The following is a 14,651-nucleotide window of genomic DNA, read 5'->3' as shown; positions in this document are numbered from 1 at the left end:
CGATCCGACTTGCCCCGCGATCTGCCGCAACGCGGCAGCAAAGCCTGAGTTCGCGGCTTCTTTGACACCATTTGATATCGGGTACAGGAGCGCTTCGCACTCCATCGCGGGACAAGTCGGATCGCCGCACCGCCGCTCCCACAAAACTTTTCGTACAGGGGGTTATGCCGAGATAAGGCAAAAATTAGGACATTCGTTCTGCAAGATATTGAACTAAAAGGAAATTTATTGAGTTCTTGATTGCTGGTCATCCCCCGCCTGACTAGCCGTCTATGCTGATGTTTTGCCTTACTTGGGGGATGAACTCAATGGCTTCGGTGGAAAGGACAGCCTACCCGCTCTTGCCCAGTCAGTTGCCAGCTAAGGAGCTGCATCGATGCTATTCCCTGTCTGATTCAGAGATCGAATGGGTCAATAACACCGCTAAGAGTCCAGCGCTATCGATTGGGCTGGCAATCCAACTAAAGGTGTTTCAGCAGCTACACTATTTTGTTCCGTTCGAGGAGCTTCCTCAGGAGCTCATCAGTCATGTCCGACAATGCCTTCGCTACGGCGCACGAATAGCTCCGCGCTACAGCAACCCCCGCACCCTTTACCGACACCAAGCGGCGGTTCGGCAGTACCTGCAGGTTACACCCTTCTATAGCAGCGACGGGCTAGCGATCACTGAGGAAATCGCACGTGACTGCGCTGTAGTGCTTGAGCAGCGAGTCGATCTCATTAATGCCATGCTTGATGAGCTGATTCAGCGTGGCTATGAGCTTCCGGCTTATTCGACGCTCAACAACATCGCAGAAACCGCTTTGGCGAGTGCTCAGGAAGTTACCTTCAACCTGATCGTGCTCCGAGCGCCAATCGAGGTGATCTACAAGCTAAAGGAGCTGCTCGACACGGATTTCGGGCGTCGGCAGAGTGACTTCAACGCACTCAAGCAGGCACCCAAGAAGCCTTCCCGCAAGCACCTGGAGGTGTTGATCGACCACCTGGCGTGGTTAGAGAGCTTCGGAGATCTGGATGCCATTCTTGAGGGGGTCATCGATGCTAAGATCCGCCACTTCGCCACCCAAGCCGCCGCGTCGGACGTCGCCGAGCTGAAGGACTGCTCGCTGCCGAAACGCTACACACTGATGCTGGCCTTGATCTATCGGATGCGGGTGCGAACTCGGGATCACCTGGCCGAGATGTTCATCCGACGGATTTCGACGATCCACAAACGCGCCAAGGAGGAGTTGGAGCAAATCCAGGCGCGGCAACGCCAGAAGCTGGAGCAACTGGCGGCCACCCTGGATGGCGTGGTGCAGATTCTTGTTCAGGAACCGGATGACCAGGAGGCTGGCAGTCTGATCCGGGAATTCCTCTCTCCCGATGGCAACCTGGATCGGTTGCGCGAGACTTGCGCCGAAGTCCAGGCTACGGGCGGTAACAACTACCTGCCGCTGATCTGGAAGCACTTCAAGTCCCATCGCTCGCTGTTGTTCCGTCTGAGCCACCTTCTTCAACTGGAACCCACGACTCAGGATCGCTCACTTATCCAGGCGCTTCAGCTCATCCAGGACAGCGAAAATCTACACCGCGAGTGGATCGACGAGCATGTCGACTTGTCGTTTGCGTCGGAGCGCTGGGTTAAGGTCGTGCGTCGTCCTGCCAGTGAAGGGCCACCTACCAACCGGCGCTATCTGGAAGTCTGCGTGTTCTCTTACCTGGCCAGTGAGCTGCGCTCGGGTGATATGTGCGTGCTGGGGTCGGAATCTTTCGCCGACTACCGTAAGCAGTTGCTGCCCTGGGAAGAATGTTTCCATCGTCTACCGGCCTACTGCGAAAAGGTGGGGCTGCCTGGCACGGCGAAGGAGTTTGTCGCCTCCCTCAAGATTCAGCTGGAGGAAACCGCGCAGCATCTGGATGAAAAATTCCCTTCTTGCCGAGGTGACGTATCGATCAATGAAGCCGGCGAACCGGTGCTACGCCGAGTGATAGCGCGGGACATCCCGCCTTCGGCCATCTCGCTACAGACGGCGCTTATGCAGCGCATGCCGGCCAGGCACGTGCTCGACATCATGGCCAACATTGAGCATTGGATTCAGTTCACTCGGCATTTCGGGCCGATGTCCGGCAACGAGCCAAAGCTCAAAGAACCGGCCGAGCGCTACCTGATGACGATCTTCGCCATGGGCTGCAACCTTGGCCCCAACCAGGCCGCACGGCATCTGGCCGGTAATGTCACGCCGCACATGCTGTCCTATACGAATCGCCGCCATCTCTCGCTTGAGAAGTTAGACAAGGCTAACCGCGAGCTGGTGGAACTCTATCTGCAACTTGACCTGCCCAAGCTCTGGGGCGATGGCAAGGCGGTGGCCGCGGACGGTACGCAGTTCGACTTCTATGACGACAATCTGCTGGCCGGCTACCACTTCCGCTATCGCAAGATGGGGGCCGTGGCGTACCGACACGTGGCCAATAACTACATCGCGGTGTTCCAGCACTTCATCCCGCCTGGTATCTGGGAGGCAATCTATGTGATTGAGGGGTTGCTCAAGGTCGACCTCAGCGTCGAACCCGATACGGTGTACTCTGACACCCAGGGCCAGTCGGCCACGGTGTTCGCCTTCACTCATCTGCTGGGCATCAATCTGATGCCGCGTATCCGCAACTGGCGCGACCTGGTGATGTGCCGGCCAGATCGCGGCGTTTCGTATAAACACATCAACCGTCTGTTCACCGACACCGCCGACTGGCACCTGATCGAAACCCACTGGCAGGATCTGATGCAGGTCGCGTTGTCAATCCAGGCCGGCAAGATTTCCTCACCTATGCTGCTGCGCAAACTTGGCTCCTACAGTCGGCGCAACAAGCTCTATCATGCCGCGCAAGCGCTGGGCAGCGTGATCCGGACGATCTTCCTACTCAACTGGATCGGCAGCCGCGAGTTGCGCCAGGAAGTCACCGCCAACACCAATAAGATCGAGTCCTACAACGGCTTCTCTAAGTGGCTGTCCTTTGGCGGTGACGTGATCGCCGAAAACGATCCGGACGAGCAACAGAAACGCCTGCGCTACAACGACATGGTGGCCTCGTCGGTGATCCTGCAGAACACCGTGGACATGATGCGCATCCTGCAGAAGCTCGCCCGTGATGGCTGGCAGTTCACTGACGACGACGTATCGTTTCTCAGCCCCTACCTAACCAGCAATGTCAAACGTTTTGGGGAGTTCAACCTGAAACTCAAACGCCCACCGGAACCCTGGATCAAGGATTCCATTTTCCAGCAGGCTGCGGGATCAATGCGTGCGAAACAGATGTCTGACAGCAACGTTGAGGTGACGAACTGATGCATATCCCGCCAGCTTCGTTCCGCGTGACACCTTATGGGGACGTCGATACCAAGGTACTCGACTCTCTGCGTGCAAGCTACGACACCGCTCAGTTGCTCAACTTGGTCGACCGGCTGGATGCCTGCCTTGCTGAAATCGGAGGGGTCGGCAGCATTCGAGAAGACTTCCTACGCCTGCATGGCATGGCCATGACGGTACTGGAAGGTTTCCCCCTCACTGTGGCTACCAGTGATGTCGACAGTATTTGGGCGCAGGCGATGGCCCTTCAAGAGGATATTTCTGCTTTATGTTCATGCTTGCAGGCGGGTTCTAAACACGTTGCTCCTTTGGCAGCGCTTGCTCCTGACTATCAGGACTAGACTATTCGTGCAAATGGGCTGCCGGCAGACTGAATACAATGGAGGTGCAGAGTAAAACTGATGCTGCAGGACTGACGAGTAACTCTATAGCATCGCTGTACTGTGGGGTGAATTTGACTCTGGGTAGCCGGTTTTGACGCCCTGTAGGCACGCTGCCATCCTCCCGGGCATCGGCCTAGATAAAACTACTGACGAAGCCTTCGGGCTTACATTAGCCACGAGCGGACTTGCATTAAATCTCAATGGACTCACGCTTTCTAAAAAAAACCAGAGCCACTTTCCAGAGGCAAAGATTAGTCGTCGTGACGGGTACTGACCTCTGGTGTGCAGGGGTGATCAGGCTCGGATGCCGCTCTCTTATCCGCGCGCGATATGAAGCGCTGATAGCATTCAAGGCCACAGAAGTGCACGACGTACTCGGTACCTTCCGGCGTCAGTGCGGCGTCAAGGGAAATTTCCTTGCAACATTCGCAGCAACTGATAGTGGGGGTGTCGTTTGCGTTCATGATGGGGTTTCTCCATCGTCCAAGAAAACCTAGTAACTCTTCCACACCTGCGATCGAACCTGCGCGCAGATCGACCTGCGGCTGGCAGTGCAGCAACAATTCCCAACGCTCCCAAGCCTGCCGCAACTCGGCAGCGGAGACCGCGCCGTGCTCCGAGCGGGTCACGCCCGCTTCCGAAAGGCCCGTAGAGCCGCTCTCAGGAAGAGGACGAAGAGAACCGTCAGCACGAGCGTCGCGAGGCTCCAATGCTCGCTGACGAAGGCCCCGGCCGCAGTCCCCGAGAGCAGTAATGCCAGCACCGGCAGATGGCAGGGGCAAGTGAGCGCGGCGAGCACACCCCACGTGTAGGCGTGCCAGCGGGGCATCTTGATTGATTCGGATTGGTTGGTATTACGCATGGGTGTGACCTTCGATGGCACGATGAGTCAGCCCGGCCAACTCCGTTTTCACTGCGTCTAAAGCTGCCAGCCGGGTCGCGATTTGCCCAAGCAAGCGGTCGATACACCCGATCACATCGGTACTATCGTCTGCATCGAGCGCTCGACAGAGCCGCGCCAATTCGTCGAGCCCGATACCGGACTCAAAGGCGGCACGTACGAAGCACAGCCGCGCCAGGGACCGCTCATCGAAAATGCCGTAACCGCTTTCCGTGCGCCGCGCGGGGTGCAGCAAGCCGCGCAGCATATAATCTCGGACTATATGGACACTGACGCCCGCGTCCTCGGCCAATCTGGATATGGAGTAGGCATTCATCGCCGACACTCCCGACCTTCACCGCAAACTGGGGCGCTCAGATATTTCCTTCCGGCTAGGCGCTCAGGTAGCCAGATGAGCAACGGTGCAGCTCCCAGAGCCAGTAGCAGCCACAACCTGGAGAGATGCTCGCCGTTTTGGTCAAACACATAAGCCAATAGCGCACCAACTGCGAGCAACAGGAAGTGAGGCCCCGTTATGTAGCAGTGAAGGCGGCGACAACGCGTGGCGTTGACCAGGCAGGCGCCGCCCATCACGGCCAGCGCGGCGCCTGCTGCCAGGAACAACGCGGGGCGTCGATTAGACAGAACAATCGCTATCGTCGCCACGACGGCAGGCAGGCCCCAGAAGCTGACCAACTGCCATGTCTTGCGTAGGCTGTCGCACCTACCGAGATCGTCTGCCGTGTTGCTCATGTTTCAACCTCCCTCTCTCATTACCCTGCGCAGCAGGACAATTGTTTGACGTCTTTGTTAAAGGTCTGTGCGGCGAGTTTCAGTCCCTCGACCATCGTCAGGTAGGGGAACAACTGGTCAGCCAATTCCTGCACGGTCATACGGTTGCGGATGGCGAGTACCGCCGTCTGGATCAGTTCTCCTGCTTCCGGGGCCACAGCCTGCACTCCCAGCAGTCGGCCGGAGCCCGCTTCGGCAACCAACTTGATGAAACCCCGCGTGTCGAAGTTGGCCAACGCGCGCGGCACGTTGTCCAGGGTCAAGGTGCGGCTGTCGGTTTCGATCCCGGCGTGCTGCGCTTCGGCTTCGCTGTAGCCGACGGTGGCCACTTGCGGATCGGTGAACACCACGGCCGGCATGACGTCGAGATTGAGCTTGGCCTCGCCGCCGGTCATGTTGATTGCCGCGCGGGTGCCAGCCGCTGCCGCGACGTAGACGAACTGCGGTTGGTCGGTGCAGTCGCCGGCCGCATAGATATCCGCTGCGCTGGTGCGCATGCGCTCGTCGATCTGGATGCCGCCGCGCTCGTCCAGCTGCACGTCGGCCGCTTCCAGGTTCAGGCCCTGGGTATTGGGCGTGCGGCCGGTGGCGACGAGCAGTTGGTCGGCACGTAACTCACCATGGTTGGTGGCCAGTACGAACTCGCCGTTGGCGTGGGACACCTGGCTGGCTTGCGTTTGCTCCAGCACTTCGATGCCCTCCATACGGAAGGCCTCCGTCACCGCCGCGCCGATGGCCGGGTCTTCGTGGAAGAACATCGCACTGCGTGCCAGGATCGTGACCTCGCTACCCAGCCGGGCGAAGGCCTGCGCCAGTTCCACTGCCACTACGGAGGCGCCGATCACGGCGAGCCGCTTAGGGATTGTATCGCTCGCCAGTGCCTGGTCTGAGGTCCAGTACGGCGTGTCTTTCAGTCCTGGAATCGGTGGAACGGCCGCGCTTGCGCCGGTGGCGACCAGGCAGCGGTCGAAGGCTACGATGTGCTCGCCACCCTCGGCCAGTTTCACGCTGAGCGTGTGGCCGTCCTGGAAACGGGCGGTGCCGCGCAGCACGCTGATCGCCGGCGTGCTCTCCAGGATGCTTTCGTACTTGGCGTGGCGCAGTTCGGCGACACGGTCTTGTTGCTGCGCGAGCAGACGTTCGCGTAGGACGGTCGGCGTCATGGCGGAAAGCCCGGCGTCGAACGGGCTCTCGCGGCGCAGATGGGCCACATGCGCGGCACGAATCATGATCTTGGAGGGCACGCAGCCCACGTTGACGCAGGTGCCGCCGATGATGCCGCGCTCGATCAGGGTGACGCGGGCACCGCCTTCCACCGCCTTGAGCGCGGCCGCCATGGCGGCGCCACCACTGCCGATGACCGCGACGTGGAGCTTGTCGCCCTCTTTCCCGGCGTCAGTGCTGCTCAACCAACCCCGTGCCTTATCGAGCAGGCCAGGACGGGCTTGTACCATGGCGTCTTCGAACGCCGCTCGATACCCCAGGGCCTCGACAGCGGCCTGCATCTGCTCACGGCTTGCGCCCTCGTCGACCTTCAGTTCGGCCTTCCCGCTGGCGTAGGAAACATCCGCCCGATGCACGCCCGGAATCTTCTCCAAGGCCTCTTTCACATGCACGACACAGGAGGCGCAGGTCATACCAATGATTTTCAGTTCGGTCATTTCGTTACTCATTAGATCGTCTCTTGTCAGGTTCACTGGTTTGGCGGCGTCGGACAGGCATCCGGCCCACAACGGCGATGAGCGGGCGACACGAGATCCCATATCGACACCCCAAACATGAGGGCCAGGCCGATATAGAGCAGCCAACCGCTCCGCCAGCCATAAGCCCGCATAAAAAATACCGCTGCCAGTACCAGGGTAGGACCGATCAGGCCGAGCGCAGTCCGTCGCCACTGCCGATGATTGAGCCAGCCGAGGGCATTGACGAGCAGAGCCAGTCCAGCAAACAGAGGCAGCAGCGTGGTGATGAACAGGCCTTCCCACTGGCTCAAAAAGCCCAGACCGAACGCGGCCCCCAGACTAGCAAGGGCGGGAAAGCACATGGCGCAGCCTATGGCAGAAATCAGCACGCCGACGGAGCCGGCTTTGTCACCGATCCGCGTGAACAGATTGAGAGGATTTGCCATCGGAAGTCCCTCCTATTGCTTGACGCTGGACGGATAGCCAGCGTCCTCGGTCGCCTTAGTCAGCGCCAGGGCATTGGTCTTGGTATCGTCGAAGGTGACGATGGCCTCGCGGTTCTCGAAACTCACCTCAGCCTTGGTCACGCCATCGACCTTGGTCAACGCCGTCTTCACCGTAATCGGGCAGGCGGCGCAGGTCATGCCCGGCACCGCCAGGGTGACGGTCTGCGTGGCCGCCCAGACGGGTGTGGCGACCAGGCTGGCGAGGGCTAAGGATGCGAGCAGTTTTCTCATGGTGAACTCCTGATCAGTAGAACAAGGGAAGGATGTAGGGGAAGCCGAGCGCGACCAGCACCAAGGCCGCCACCAGCCAGTACAGCAGCTTGTAGGAGGTACGTACCTGAGGGATGGCGCAGACCTCGCCCGGTGCGCAGGCTTGAGCGGGGCGGAAAATGCGCCGGTAGGCGAAGAACAGCGCCACCAGTGCCGCGCCGATGAAGAGCGGGCGGTACGGTTCCAGCACGGTCAGGTTACCGATCCAGGCCCCGCTGAATCCCAGGGCGATCAGAACCAGCGGCCCCAGGCAGCAAGCCGAGGCGAGGATGGCGGCTAGCCCGCCAGTGAAGAGCGCCCCGCGCCCGTTTTGAGGTTCAGACATACGCTTGCCCTTTCAAATTTGGTTTGGATAGCTTAAGCTTACTTCCGTAGTTATGTACGGAGTCAAGCGATATGGAAAAAATTTGGAGAATCTGACCATTGGCGTTTTTGCCAAGGCGGCCGGGGTCAATGTGGAGACCATCCGGTTCTACCAGCGCAAGGGCCTGCTGCCGGAGCCAGACAAGCCCTATGGCAGCATTCGCCGCTATGGCGAGGCGGATGTAACACGAGTGCGGTTCGTGAAATCGACCCAGCGGCTGGGCTTTAGCCTGGACGAAATCGCCGAGCTACTGCGGCTGGAGGATGGCACCCATTGCGAGGAAGCCAGCGGCCTGGCCGAGCACAAGCTCAAGGATGTGCGCGAGAAGATGGCCGACTTGGCACGCATGGAGGCCGTGCTGTCTGAACTGGTGTGCGCCTGCCATGCGCGGAAAGGGAACGTTTCCTGCCCGCTGATTGCGTCACTGCAAGACGGAACGAAGCTCGCTGCATCGGCGCGGGGGAGTCACGGGGTGACTACGCCTTAGCGTGCTTTATTTTCCGAATTCTGAGACGACCCCAATACTGTGTCGCGGCTCAAGAAGCAGTGGGAGGCTGAGCACGCCGAGTGGCAGAAGCGGGGCTTATCAGAGCAGCGCTACGTCTACTGGTGGGCAGACGGCGTGTACAGCAACGTGCGCATGGATGACCGTCTGTGTCTGCTGGTGATCATCGGCGTCACTGAGCAGGGCCGCAAGGAGTTGGTCGTCGTCGAGGATGGGCAGCGTGAGTCAGAGGCCAGCTGGAAAGAGCTGCTCACGGGGCTACGCGAGCGCGGGCTGACGACGGCCCCCAAGCTAGCGGTTGGCGACGGCGCCATGGGCTTCTGGGCGGCGTTGAGCAAGGTCTATCCAGAGACCGAGCACCAGCGCTGCTGGGTCCATAAGACTGCCAACGTATTGAATAAACTGCCGAAATCCGTGCAGCCCAAGGTCAAGGCCGACCTCCATGAGATCTGGATGGCCGAGACCCGCGATGAGGCGCACAAGGCTTTCGATCGCACGGTGAAACGCTTCGAGGCCAAGTACCCCAGAGCCATGGAGTGCCTGGCCAAGGATCGGGAGGAGCTGCTGGCGTTCTATGACTACCCGGCAGAACACTGGGTGCATATCCGCACCACCAACCCGATCGAGTCGACCTTCGCCACGGTCCGCCTGCGGAGCAAGCGCAGCCGGAACTGCGGCTCCAGAGCGACGACCCTGGCGATGGTCTTCAAGCTGCTTCAGAGCGCCCAGAAGCGCTGGAAGCGGATCAAGGGGTTCAACAAGCTGGAGCTGGTCGTGAACAACGTCCAGTTCAAGGACGGCGAACCCTTGACCGATCAGTCAGACAGGACTGCCGCCTGACCGGCCATACACAGAATTTGACAATAACTCGCGTTACTTAGCGGAAAGCGCTCGCCATGCCAAGCTAGATACCACCAGCCGTTATTTGCACACCGAAGCCGATGAGTGGCATCAAGAGCAGCAGCGCCACCGCTTGAAAACGCCCCCAAAAGCAGGGGCTGAAACGTTATAATAGCCGCGACTGTGATTCATCAACGCAAAGGATACGCCATGGCAACTTCAGGCGCAGAGCTAGCCCAACAGGAGCTGGTCGAAGAGTTTGAGATGTTTGATAACTGGATGGACCGTTATCAGTACATTATTGATATGGGAAAGCAGCTGCCTGACTTTCCGGAGGAGCGTCGTACGGAAGAATATAAAATCCAAGGCTGCCAATCCAACGTGTGGACGTGCCATGAACAGGCAGGCGACAAACTGGTGTTCAAGGCTACATCGGATGCTGCCATCGTATCAGGGTTAATTGCCGTATTGCTGCGTATCTATAGTGAGCGCACAGCCGAAGAGATCAATCAGACCGAGCCGCATTTCTTGAAAGATCTCGGGCTTGATAAGCACCTTTCACCCACGCGCAGTAACGGCCTGCACGCCATGTTAGAGCGTATCTATCAGGTGGCTAAGCAAGGATAAACGTTAGTGGCGGCAGAAGGTTGAGCGGCAACGCTCAGTAGGGCGGTCGTCATTTTCACGGCAGAGCGCTTCGCTGCGCCCACCGGGCACCGGATCCATGCCGCCTGGGCTGCCTGGGTGGCATTTCACGATGCGTTTGACAGCCATCCAGCCGCCTTTGAAAGGGCCGTGCACCTGGATGGCCTCGATGGTATAGGAAGAGCAGCTTGGCCAGAAGCGGCAGCGAGGGCCAAGCAGTGGGCTGATGGTGTATTGGTAAACGCGAATACAGCCCACCATCACTGCTGTTAGCAGCTTAAGAAAAACCTGTTTAATGGCGAACAGCCAATTTTTCACGGCGCTTTTTTACCGTATAGCGTGGCCGGATCAATCAGCGGCTCGCTGGTAATCTTGGCGCTGTCTGCACCGAGCGACACATAAAAGCAGCTGCGACGGCCGGAATGGCACGCGGGACCAGTTTGCTCCACCTGAACCAGCAGCGTATCACCATCGCAATCTAGCGCTGCGCTTTTAAGGCGCTGTTGCTGTCCTGATGTCTCACCTTTGCGCCATAGCTTTTGGCGCGAGCGTGAGAAGTAGCAAACTCGCTGCGTTGTTAACGTCTCTTCCAGGGCTTCTCGGTTCATCCACGCCATCATCAGTACTTCGCCCGTATCATGTTGCTGGGCAATGGCGGGAATCAGGCCGTCTTCATTAAAGCGAATGGCATCTAGTAGCGTTGCAAGCTTGGGCAGGGAAGCTGTTGTGGTCGCTGACTCTAACGCCTTAAAAAGCTGTTGAGGGGCGAGTTCATCAAATTGGGACATTAGGCATTACTCACGGATCGGCATGCTTGACATAAGCCCTGAAGCTCAATCGTTTGGCGCTCAACGTTGAAGCCTTGGCGCTGGGCCAGGGCGGCAAGCTGATCGCTAATTTCATCAAGGTGCAGCTCTTCGACGTAGCCGCACTGGCGACAGATAGTGAGGTTATGCACTGGACGCCAACTCGCCTAAAGAGGTCTCGATCACCATCAGCTCTTTTCGGCGCACATCGATCTTCCGACGCAGTTGCTCGACACATCCGTGTACGCACTTGCTATCGCCTGCATCCAACGCCCTGCAAAGTCGCGTTAACTCGTCGAGCCTGGGTCCCGACTCGAAGGCCACGCGCAGGAAACGCAACCGTTCCAGTGTTTTGGCATCGAAAACGTTGTAGCCACCTTCGGTTCGCCAGGCGGGATGCAACAACCCGCGCATCAAGTAGTCGCGCACAACATGCACGCTTACGCCTGCATCTTCAGCAAGCTTCGAAATCGAGTAGGCATTCATGCCGTGTTTCGCTCGCTGTCTTCTAACAGCTTATGCGCGATCAGATGTCCGAGACCGAATGCATTCTCGACAGGCACGAGCTCTATCCCCGGGTGCGTCGAAGCCCATGCATTTGCAACAGAAGGCGATGCAAAAAAATGCACATGACAGCAAAAGGAACAGCGAATGTCGGGTGAAGCATCCGGCGTTAGCAGAGACACCATTGTTTCCGCCGGTTCAACCTGAAGCACTGCTTCTGGCGCAACTGTGAGCGTAATCGGCCTGCCGGTGGCAGCACAGCGCGACGTGACACGGGCTGTTTTGCCAATCAAAGCGGGAAACATCAAGGTGTCGAGCGCACACCAGGTGTATAAACGGCGGCCATCCACTTCAAAAACGTGAGGGGTTTCGCGTAGCGTCAGGACCAGTCCAATGATATTGCCCTGCTCGTCATATTCGGTACCGGGCGCCGGCTCAAGTACAGTTGCAACCCTCTGCCCAGACCATCCGAGTGCGGTGCCGAGCGCTTCGCGTGACACAGGCCTTCCCATCACAAGCTGACGAAGCAGGGTGACGAAGAGGGTTGCGAACTCTTCTGGATGATTGCCAGATGAGAGGCTCTCGGCAATCTTTTTGGAATATATAGTCTTGTCCAATTTCCACCTCCAACATCCAAGCAGCGGTTACGCGGCATAAACCCACCCTTGGCGATTACATGCCGCGCTTTTCAAAGATCACGTCAGCGTGCGCTTTGCCGGCGTTTCCATTCCTGGACCAGCAATTGCGCTTGCTGCACCTGTTCGGGCTTCATTTGAGCCGCATAGTCGGCAATGACTTTTGCTGCCGTTGGTTCTCCTGACGCTGCTGCCAGACTCATCCACTTGTAGGCCTGAACCTGGTCGCGCGCGACCTCACCGAGCCCCTTCGCAAACAGTTGAGCCAGCCTGACTTGAGCCTGCGTGTGTCCCTGCTCGGCAGAGAGGCGGTACCACTTGAACGCCTGTGCATCGTCGGCAGGAGCCGCACGCCCTTTCTTATACATACCGTCGACTTCGCTTGCGTAGAGGCGCCCCAGGTTGAACTGCGCATCAGCTTCACCCTGCTCGGCCGCCCTGCGAAACCACTGGATCGATGCAGCATGGTCTTGTTTTACGCCCATACCGCATTTGTAGGCAAGACCCATGATGTTCTGCGCCATGGCATCGCCCGCCCTCGCTTTCTTTTCCCAGCCGTCGACGGTCTCCGGCGCCAATGTTTCGATCGCTGCTCCCAGCTTAGAAAAGTCGTAGGCCGCCAGCGCATTGTTTGACAAGCCAAACGCTGCAGTACCCGCCAACAGAATGGTTAAGCATGCACGGGTGCAACGTGCTGTTAGTCTAATATCGCAAAACATAAAAACTCCTCTGTCGCTCTTTTCGTGTCCTTGGATTAGCCCGCACAGCACGATAGCTGTGTCACATCCTTCGAGAAAGTCTGTGCCACCAGTTTGAGACCTTCCACCATGGTGAGGTAGGTGAAAAGTTGGTTGGCAAGATCCTGGACGGTCATGCGAGCCCGGATGGCAATCGCGGCAGTCTGGATGATCTCGCCTGCTTCCGGTGTTACAGCCTGAACCCCAAGAATGCGTCCAGATCCAGCCTCAGCGACAAGCTTGATAAAGCCGCGCGTGTCGAAGTTGGCGAGTGCACGCGGCACATTGTCGAGCGTGAGAGTACGACTGTCGGTTTGCAGGCCGATGCGCTGGGCTTCTGCTTCACTGTAGCCAACCGTGGCAACTTGCGGATCAGTGAACACGACTGCCGGCATAGCGTCGAGATCGAGCGTTGCGTCGCCGCCGGTCATGTTAATGGCCGCACGAGTGCCGGCCGCTGCCGCCACATAGACGAACTGCGGCTGGTCGGTGCAGTCGCCGGCCGCGTAGATGTTCGGGCTACTGGTGCGCATGCCCTTGTCGATGACGATGGCCCCCTGCGCATTGACGGCTACCCCCGCCGCTTCCAATGCCAGGCTGCGCGTGTTCGGTGTCCGGCCGGTGGCGACCAGCAGCTTGTCGGCGCGCACTTCGCCCTGTCCAGTGGTCAGCACGAATTCGCCGTCCACATGGGCGACTTGGCTGGCTTGCGTATGTTCCAGTACCTTGATTCCTTCGGCACGGAAGGCGGCTGTGACGGCCTCGCCGATGGCAGGGTCTTCGCGGAAGAACAGCGTGCTGCGCGCAAGGATCGTGACCTGGCTACCCAGCCGGGCGAAGGCTTGCGCCAGTTCCAGCGCCACCACCGACGAGCCGATGACGGCCAGGCGTTCGGGAATGGTGTCGCTGACCAAGGCCTCGGTCGAAGTCCAGTAGGGTGACTCTTTCAGGCCCGGAATCGGCGGCATGGCCGGACTGGCACCCGTGGCGACCAGGCAGCGGTCGAACATCACGACGCGCTCACCACCCTCGTTCAAACTAACGATAAGGCTCTGGTCGTCCTTGAAACGCGCTTCACCGTGCAGAACGGTGATGGCTGAATTGCCGTCCAGGATGCCTTCGTACTTGGCATGACGGAGTTCTTCGACACGGGCCTGCTGCTGGGCCAGCAGCCGCTCGCGCAAGATCGTCGGCGGTGTGGGTGGCATGCCGCCGTCGAATGGGCTTTCCCGGCGCAGATGGGCGATGTGGGCGGCGCGGATCATGATCTTGGACGGCACACAACCGACGTTGACGCAGGTGCCACCGATGGTGCCGCGCTCAATCAGCGTGACCTGCGCGCCTTGCTCGACGGCCTTCAGTGCTGCCGCCATCGCGGCTCCACCGCTGCCGATCACGGCGACTTGCAACGGGCGCTCGCCGCCGCTGCCCTTGTCGGCGGCACCCATCCAGCCGCGCACCTTGTCGAACAGCCCAGTGCGGTTGTCGGTCGGCGGGGCATCGGCGAGCATCGCTTTGTAGCCCAGGCCAGCCACGGCGGCGGTCAGTGCGTCCGGCGCTGTGCCTGGATCAAGGGCGAGCTGGGCCGCGCCCTTGGCATAGGACACTATGGCAGATTGGACGCCGGGTACTTTTTCCAGCGCTTCCTTGACGTGCGCCGCGCACGAGTCGCAGGTCATGCCGGTGATTTTTAGATGGGTCATGCGACAGATCCTTTTTCGTTTGTGGTAGCAGACAAGGGCGTCAGATGTGCTG

The 14,651-nt window shown here is 59.1% G+C and carries 19 protein-coding genes and 1 pseudogene; 5 read left to right on the top strand and 15 right to left on the bottom strand.

Going from position 1 to position 14,651, the window contains the following annotated elements; genetic code table 11:
• The first annotated feature begins 308 nt into the window (after nt 1–308).
• Nucleotides 309–3,326 carry a Tn3 family transposase gene (locus tag LJX93_RS13265; protein WP_033992796.1) on the top strand — a complete coding sequence of 1,006 codons (3,018 nt, stop codon included), beginning with the start codon at nt 309–311 and terminating at the stop codon, nt 3,324–3,326.
• On the top strand, nt 3,326–3,688 hold the full coding sequence (gene tnpC, locus LJX93_RS13260; RefSeq protein ID WP_017849612.1) for a Tn3 family transposase post-transcriptional regulator TnpC: 363 nt from the start codon (nt 3,326–3,328) through the stop codon (nt 3,686–3,688). The genes LJX93_RS13265 and tnpC overlap by 1 nt, the downstream gene beginning before the upstream one ends.
• 293 nt (nt 3,689–3,981) lie before the next feature.
• Here tnpC and LJX93_RS13255 read toward each other — a convergent pair whose 3' ends face one another.
• The 8 genes from LJX93_RS13255 to merT form a co-directional block, all read right to left on the bottom strand.
• Nucleotides 3,982–4,194 carry a DUF3330 domain-containing protein gene (locus LJX93_RS13255; RefSeq protein WP_032805095.1) on the bottom strand — a complete coding sequence of 71 codons (213 nt, stop codon included), beginning with the start codon at nt 4,192–4,194 and terminating at the stop codon, nt 3,982–3,984.
• Nucleotides 4,195–4,355: 161 nt separating this feature from the next.
• Nucleotides 4,356–4,592 carry a broad-spectrum mercury transporter MerE gene (merE, locus tag LJX93_RS13250; protein ID WP_017849613.1) on the bottom strand — a complete coding sequence of 79 codons (237 nt, stop codon included), beginning with the start codon at nt 4,590–4,592 and terminating at the stop codon, nt 4,356–4,358.
• On the bottom strand, nt 4,585–4,947 hold the full coding sequence (gene merD / locus LJX93_RS13245; protein WP_017849614.1) for a mercuric resistance transcriptional repressor MerD: 363 nt from the start codon (nt 4,945–4,947) through the stop codon (nt 4,585–4,587). Before merD (LJX93_RS13245) ends, merE begins: the two co-directional genes overlap by 8 nt.
• Nucleotides 4,944–5,363 carry a hypothetical protein gene (locus LJX93_RS13240; RefSeq protein ID WP_017849615.1) on the bottom strand — a complete coding sequence of 140 codons (420 nt, stop codon included), beginning with the start codon at nt 5,361–5,363 and terminating at the stop codon, nt 4,944–4,946. The genes merD (LJX93_RS13245) and LJX93_RS13240 overlap by 4 nt, the downstream gene beginning before the upstream one ends.
• A gap of 20 nt (nt 5,364–5,383) precedes the next feature.
• A complete protein-coding gene (gene merA, locus LJX93_RS13235; protein ID WP_031633059.1) occupies nt 5,384–7,063 on the bottom strand; it encodes a mercury(II) reductase in 1,680 nt (559 codons plus the stop codon).
• Nucleotides 7,064–7,095: 32 nt separating this feature from the next.
• Entirely contained in the window at nt 7,096–7,530 is a 435-nt protein-coding gene (gene merC / locus LJX93_RS13230; protein ID WP_003131881.1) for an organomercurial transporter MerC, read from the bottom strand.
• A 12-nt stretch (nt 7,531–7,542) separates the two neighbouring features.
• The gene (gene merP, locus LJX93_RS13225) at nt 7,543–7,821 is read right to left on the bottom strand and encodes a mercury resistance system periplasmic binding protein MerP (protein ID WP_003131880.1); all 279 of its coding nucleotides are present in this window, start codon (nt 7,819–7,821) and stop codon (nt 7,543–7,545) included.
• A gap of 13 nt (nt 7,822–7,834) precedes the next feature.
• Entirely contained in the window at nt 7,835–8,185 is a 351-nt protein-coding gene (merT, locus tag LJX93_RS13220; protein WP_023102385.1) for a mercuric ion transporter MerT, read from the bottom strand.
• A gap of 52 nt (nt 8,186–8,237) precedes the next feature.
• Here merT and merR point away from each other — a divergent pair, with 52 nt between their 5' ends.
• The 3 genes and pseudogenes from merR (at nt 8,238) to LJX93_RS13205 (ending at nt 10,196) form a co-directional block, all read left to right on the top strand.
• A complete protein-coding gene (gene merR / locus LJX93_RS13215; RefSeq protein WP_023102386.1) occupies nt 8,238–8,711 on the top strand; it encodes an Hg(II)-responsive transcriptional regulator in 474 nt (157 codons plus the stop codon).
• Between the two features lie 33 nt (nt 8,712–8,744).
• A pseudogene (locus tag LJX93_RS13210) lies at nt 8,745–9,569 on the top strand (IS256 family transposase); the annotation flags it as partial.
• A gap of 210 nt (nt 9,570–9,779) precedes the next feature.
• Nucleotides 9,780–10,196 carry a SufE family protein gene (locus LJX93_RS13205; protein ID WP_033869425.1) on the top strand — a complete coding sequence of 139 codons (417 nt, stop codon included), beginning with the start codon at nt 9,780–9,782 and terminating at the stop codon, nt 10,194–10,196.
• 3 nt (nt 10,197–10,199) lie between these two features.
• Here LJX93_RS13205 and yidD read toward each other — a convergent pair whose 3' ends face one another.
• The 7 genes from yidD to merA (LJX93_RS13170) all read right to left on the bottom strand — a co-directional run bounded on the left by yidD (nt 10,200) and on the right by merA (LJX93_RS13170) (nt 14,599).
• The gene (yidD, locus tag LJX93_RS13200; protein WP_034389870.1) at nt 10,200–10,532 is read right to left on the bottom strand and encodes a membrane protein insertion efficiency factor YidD; all 333 of its coding nucleotides are present in this window, start codon (nt 10,530–10,532) and stop codon (nt 10,200–10,202) included.
• Nucleotides 10,529–11,002: a phosphoribosyl-AMP cyclohydrolase gene (gene hisI / locus LJX93_RS13195; RefSeq protein WP_034389874.1), complete on the bottom strand. Its 474-nt coding sequence runs from the start codon at nt 11,000–11,002 to the stop codon at nt 10,529–10,531. The genes yidD and hisI overlap by 4 nt, the downstream gene beginning before the upstream one ends.
• A complete protein-coding gene (locus LJX93_RS27500; protein ID WP_196484667.1) occupies nt 11,002–11,172 on the bottom strand; it encodes a transcriptional repressor in 171 nt (56 codons plus the stop codon). The genes hisI and LJX93_RS27500 overlap by 1 nt, the downstream gene beginning before the upstream one ends.
• Nucleotides 11,165–11,506 (bottom strand): mercuric resistance transcriptional repressor MerD, encoded by a 342-nt coding sequence (gene merD / locus LJX93_RS13185; RefSeq protein ID WP_033869424.1) that lies wholly within the window; start codon nt 11,504–11,506, stop codon nt 11,165–11,167. Before merD (LJX93_RS13185) ends, LJX93_RS27500 begins: the two co-directional genes overlap by 8 nt.
• Nucleotides 11,503–12,141 (bottom strand): organomercurial lyase MerB, encoded by a 639-nt coding sequence (gene merB / locus LJX93_RS13180; protein ID WP_079384172.1) that lies wholly within the window; start codon nt 12,139–12,141, stop codon nt 11,503–11,505. The genes merD (LJX93_RS13185) and merB overlap by 4 nt, the downstream gene beginning before the upstream one ends.
• 83 nt (nt 12,142–12,224) lie before the next feature.
• Nucleotides 12,225–12,878 (bottom strand): phenylmercury resistance protein MerG, encoded by a 654-nt coding sequence (gene merG, locus LJX93_RS13175; protein WP_033869423.1) that lies wholly within the window; start codon nt 12,876–12,878, stop codon nt 12,225–12,227.
• 35 nt (nt 12,879–12,913) lie between these two features.
• Complete coding sequence (gene merA / locus LJX93_RS13170; protein ID WP_034036508.1) at nt 12,914–14,599, bottom strand: mercury(II) reductase; 1,686 nt, start codon at nt 14,597–14,599, stop codon at nt 12,914–12,916.
• Between the last annotated feature and the right edge of the window lie 52 nt (nt 14,600–14,651).

Source organism: Pseudomonas sp. HN2-3 (genome assembly GCF_020691745.1).
Lineage (GTDB): Bacteria > Pseudomonadota > Gammaproteobacteria > Pseudomonadales > Pseudomonadaceae > Aquipseudomonas > Aquipseudomonas capeferrum.
This window is presented reverse-complemented; position numbering and strand designations above follow the sequence as displayed.

What these genes read in the sequence shown, in the direction of transcription:
- LJX93_RS13265 (WP_033992796.1), top strand. Translation starts at nt 309, where the DNA reads ATGGCTTCGGTGGAAAGGACAGCCTACCCGCTCTTGCCCAGTCAGTTG.
- tnpC (WP_017849612.1), top strand. Translation starts at nt 3,326, where the DNA reads ATGCATATCCCGCCAGCTTCGTTCCGCGTGACACCTTATGGGGACGTC.
- LJX93_RS13255 (WP_032805095.1), bottom strand. Translation starts at nt 4,194, where the DNA reads ATGAACGCAAACGACACCCCCACTATCAGTTGCTGCGAATGTTGCAAG.
- merE (WP_017849613.1), bottom strand. Translation starts at nt 4,592, where the DNA reads ATGCGTAATACCAACCAATCCGAATCAATCAAGATGCCCCGCTGGCAC.
- merD (WP_017849614.1), bottom strand. Translation starts at nt 4,947, where the DNA reads ATGAATGCCTACTCCATATCCAGATTGGCCGAGGACGCGGGCGTCAGT.
- LJX93_RS13240 (WP_017849615.1), bottom strand. Translation starts at nt 5,363, where the DNA reads ATGAGCAACACGGCAGACGATCTCGGTAGGTGCGACAGCCTACGCAAG.
- merA (WP_031633059.1), bottom strand. Translation starts at nt 7,063, where the DNA reads ATGACCGAACTGAAAATCATTGGTATGACCTGCGCCTCCTGTGTCGTG.
- merC (WP_003131881.1), bottom strand. Translation starts at nt 7,530, where the DNA reads ATGGCAAATCCTCTCAATCTGTTCACGCGGATCGGTGACAAAGCCGGC.
- merP (WP_003131880.1), bottom strand. Translation starts at nt 7,821, where the DNA reads ATGAGAAAACTGCTCGCATCCTTAGCCCTCGCCAGCCTGGTCGCCACA.
- merT (WP_023102385.1), bottom strand. Translation starts at nt 8,185, where the DNA reads ATGTCTGAACCTCAAAACGGGCGCGGGGCGCTCTTCACTGGCGGGCTA.
- merR (WP_023102386.1), top strand. Translation starts at nt 8,238, where the DNA reads ATGTACGGAGTCAAGCGATATGGAAAAAATTTGGAGAATCTGACCATT.
- LJX93_RS13205 (WP_033869425.1), top strand. Translation starts at nt 9,780, where the DNA reads ATGGCAACTTCAGGCGCAGAGCTAGCCCAACAGGAGCTGGTCGAAGAG.
- hisI (WP_034389874.1), bottom strand. Translation starts at nt 11,002, where the DNA reads ATGTCCCAATTTGATGAACTCGCCCCTCAACAGCTTTTTAAGGCGTTA.
- merD (WP_033869424.1), bottom strand. Translation starts at nt 11,506, where the DNA reads ATGAATGCCTACTCGATTTCGAAGCTTGCTGAAGATGCAGGCGTAAGC.
- merG (WP_033869423.1), bottom strand. Translation starts at nt 12,878, where the DNA reads ATGTTTTGCGATATTAGACTAACAGCACGTTGCACCCGTGCATGCTTA.
- merA (WP_034036508.1), bottom strand. Translation starts at nt 14,599, where the DNA reads ATGACCCATCTAAAAATCACCGGCATGACCTGCGACTCGTGCGCGGCG.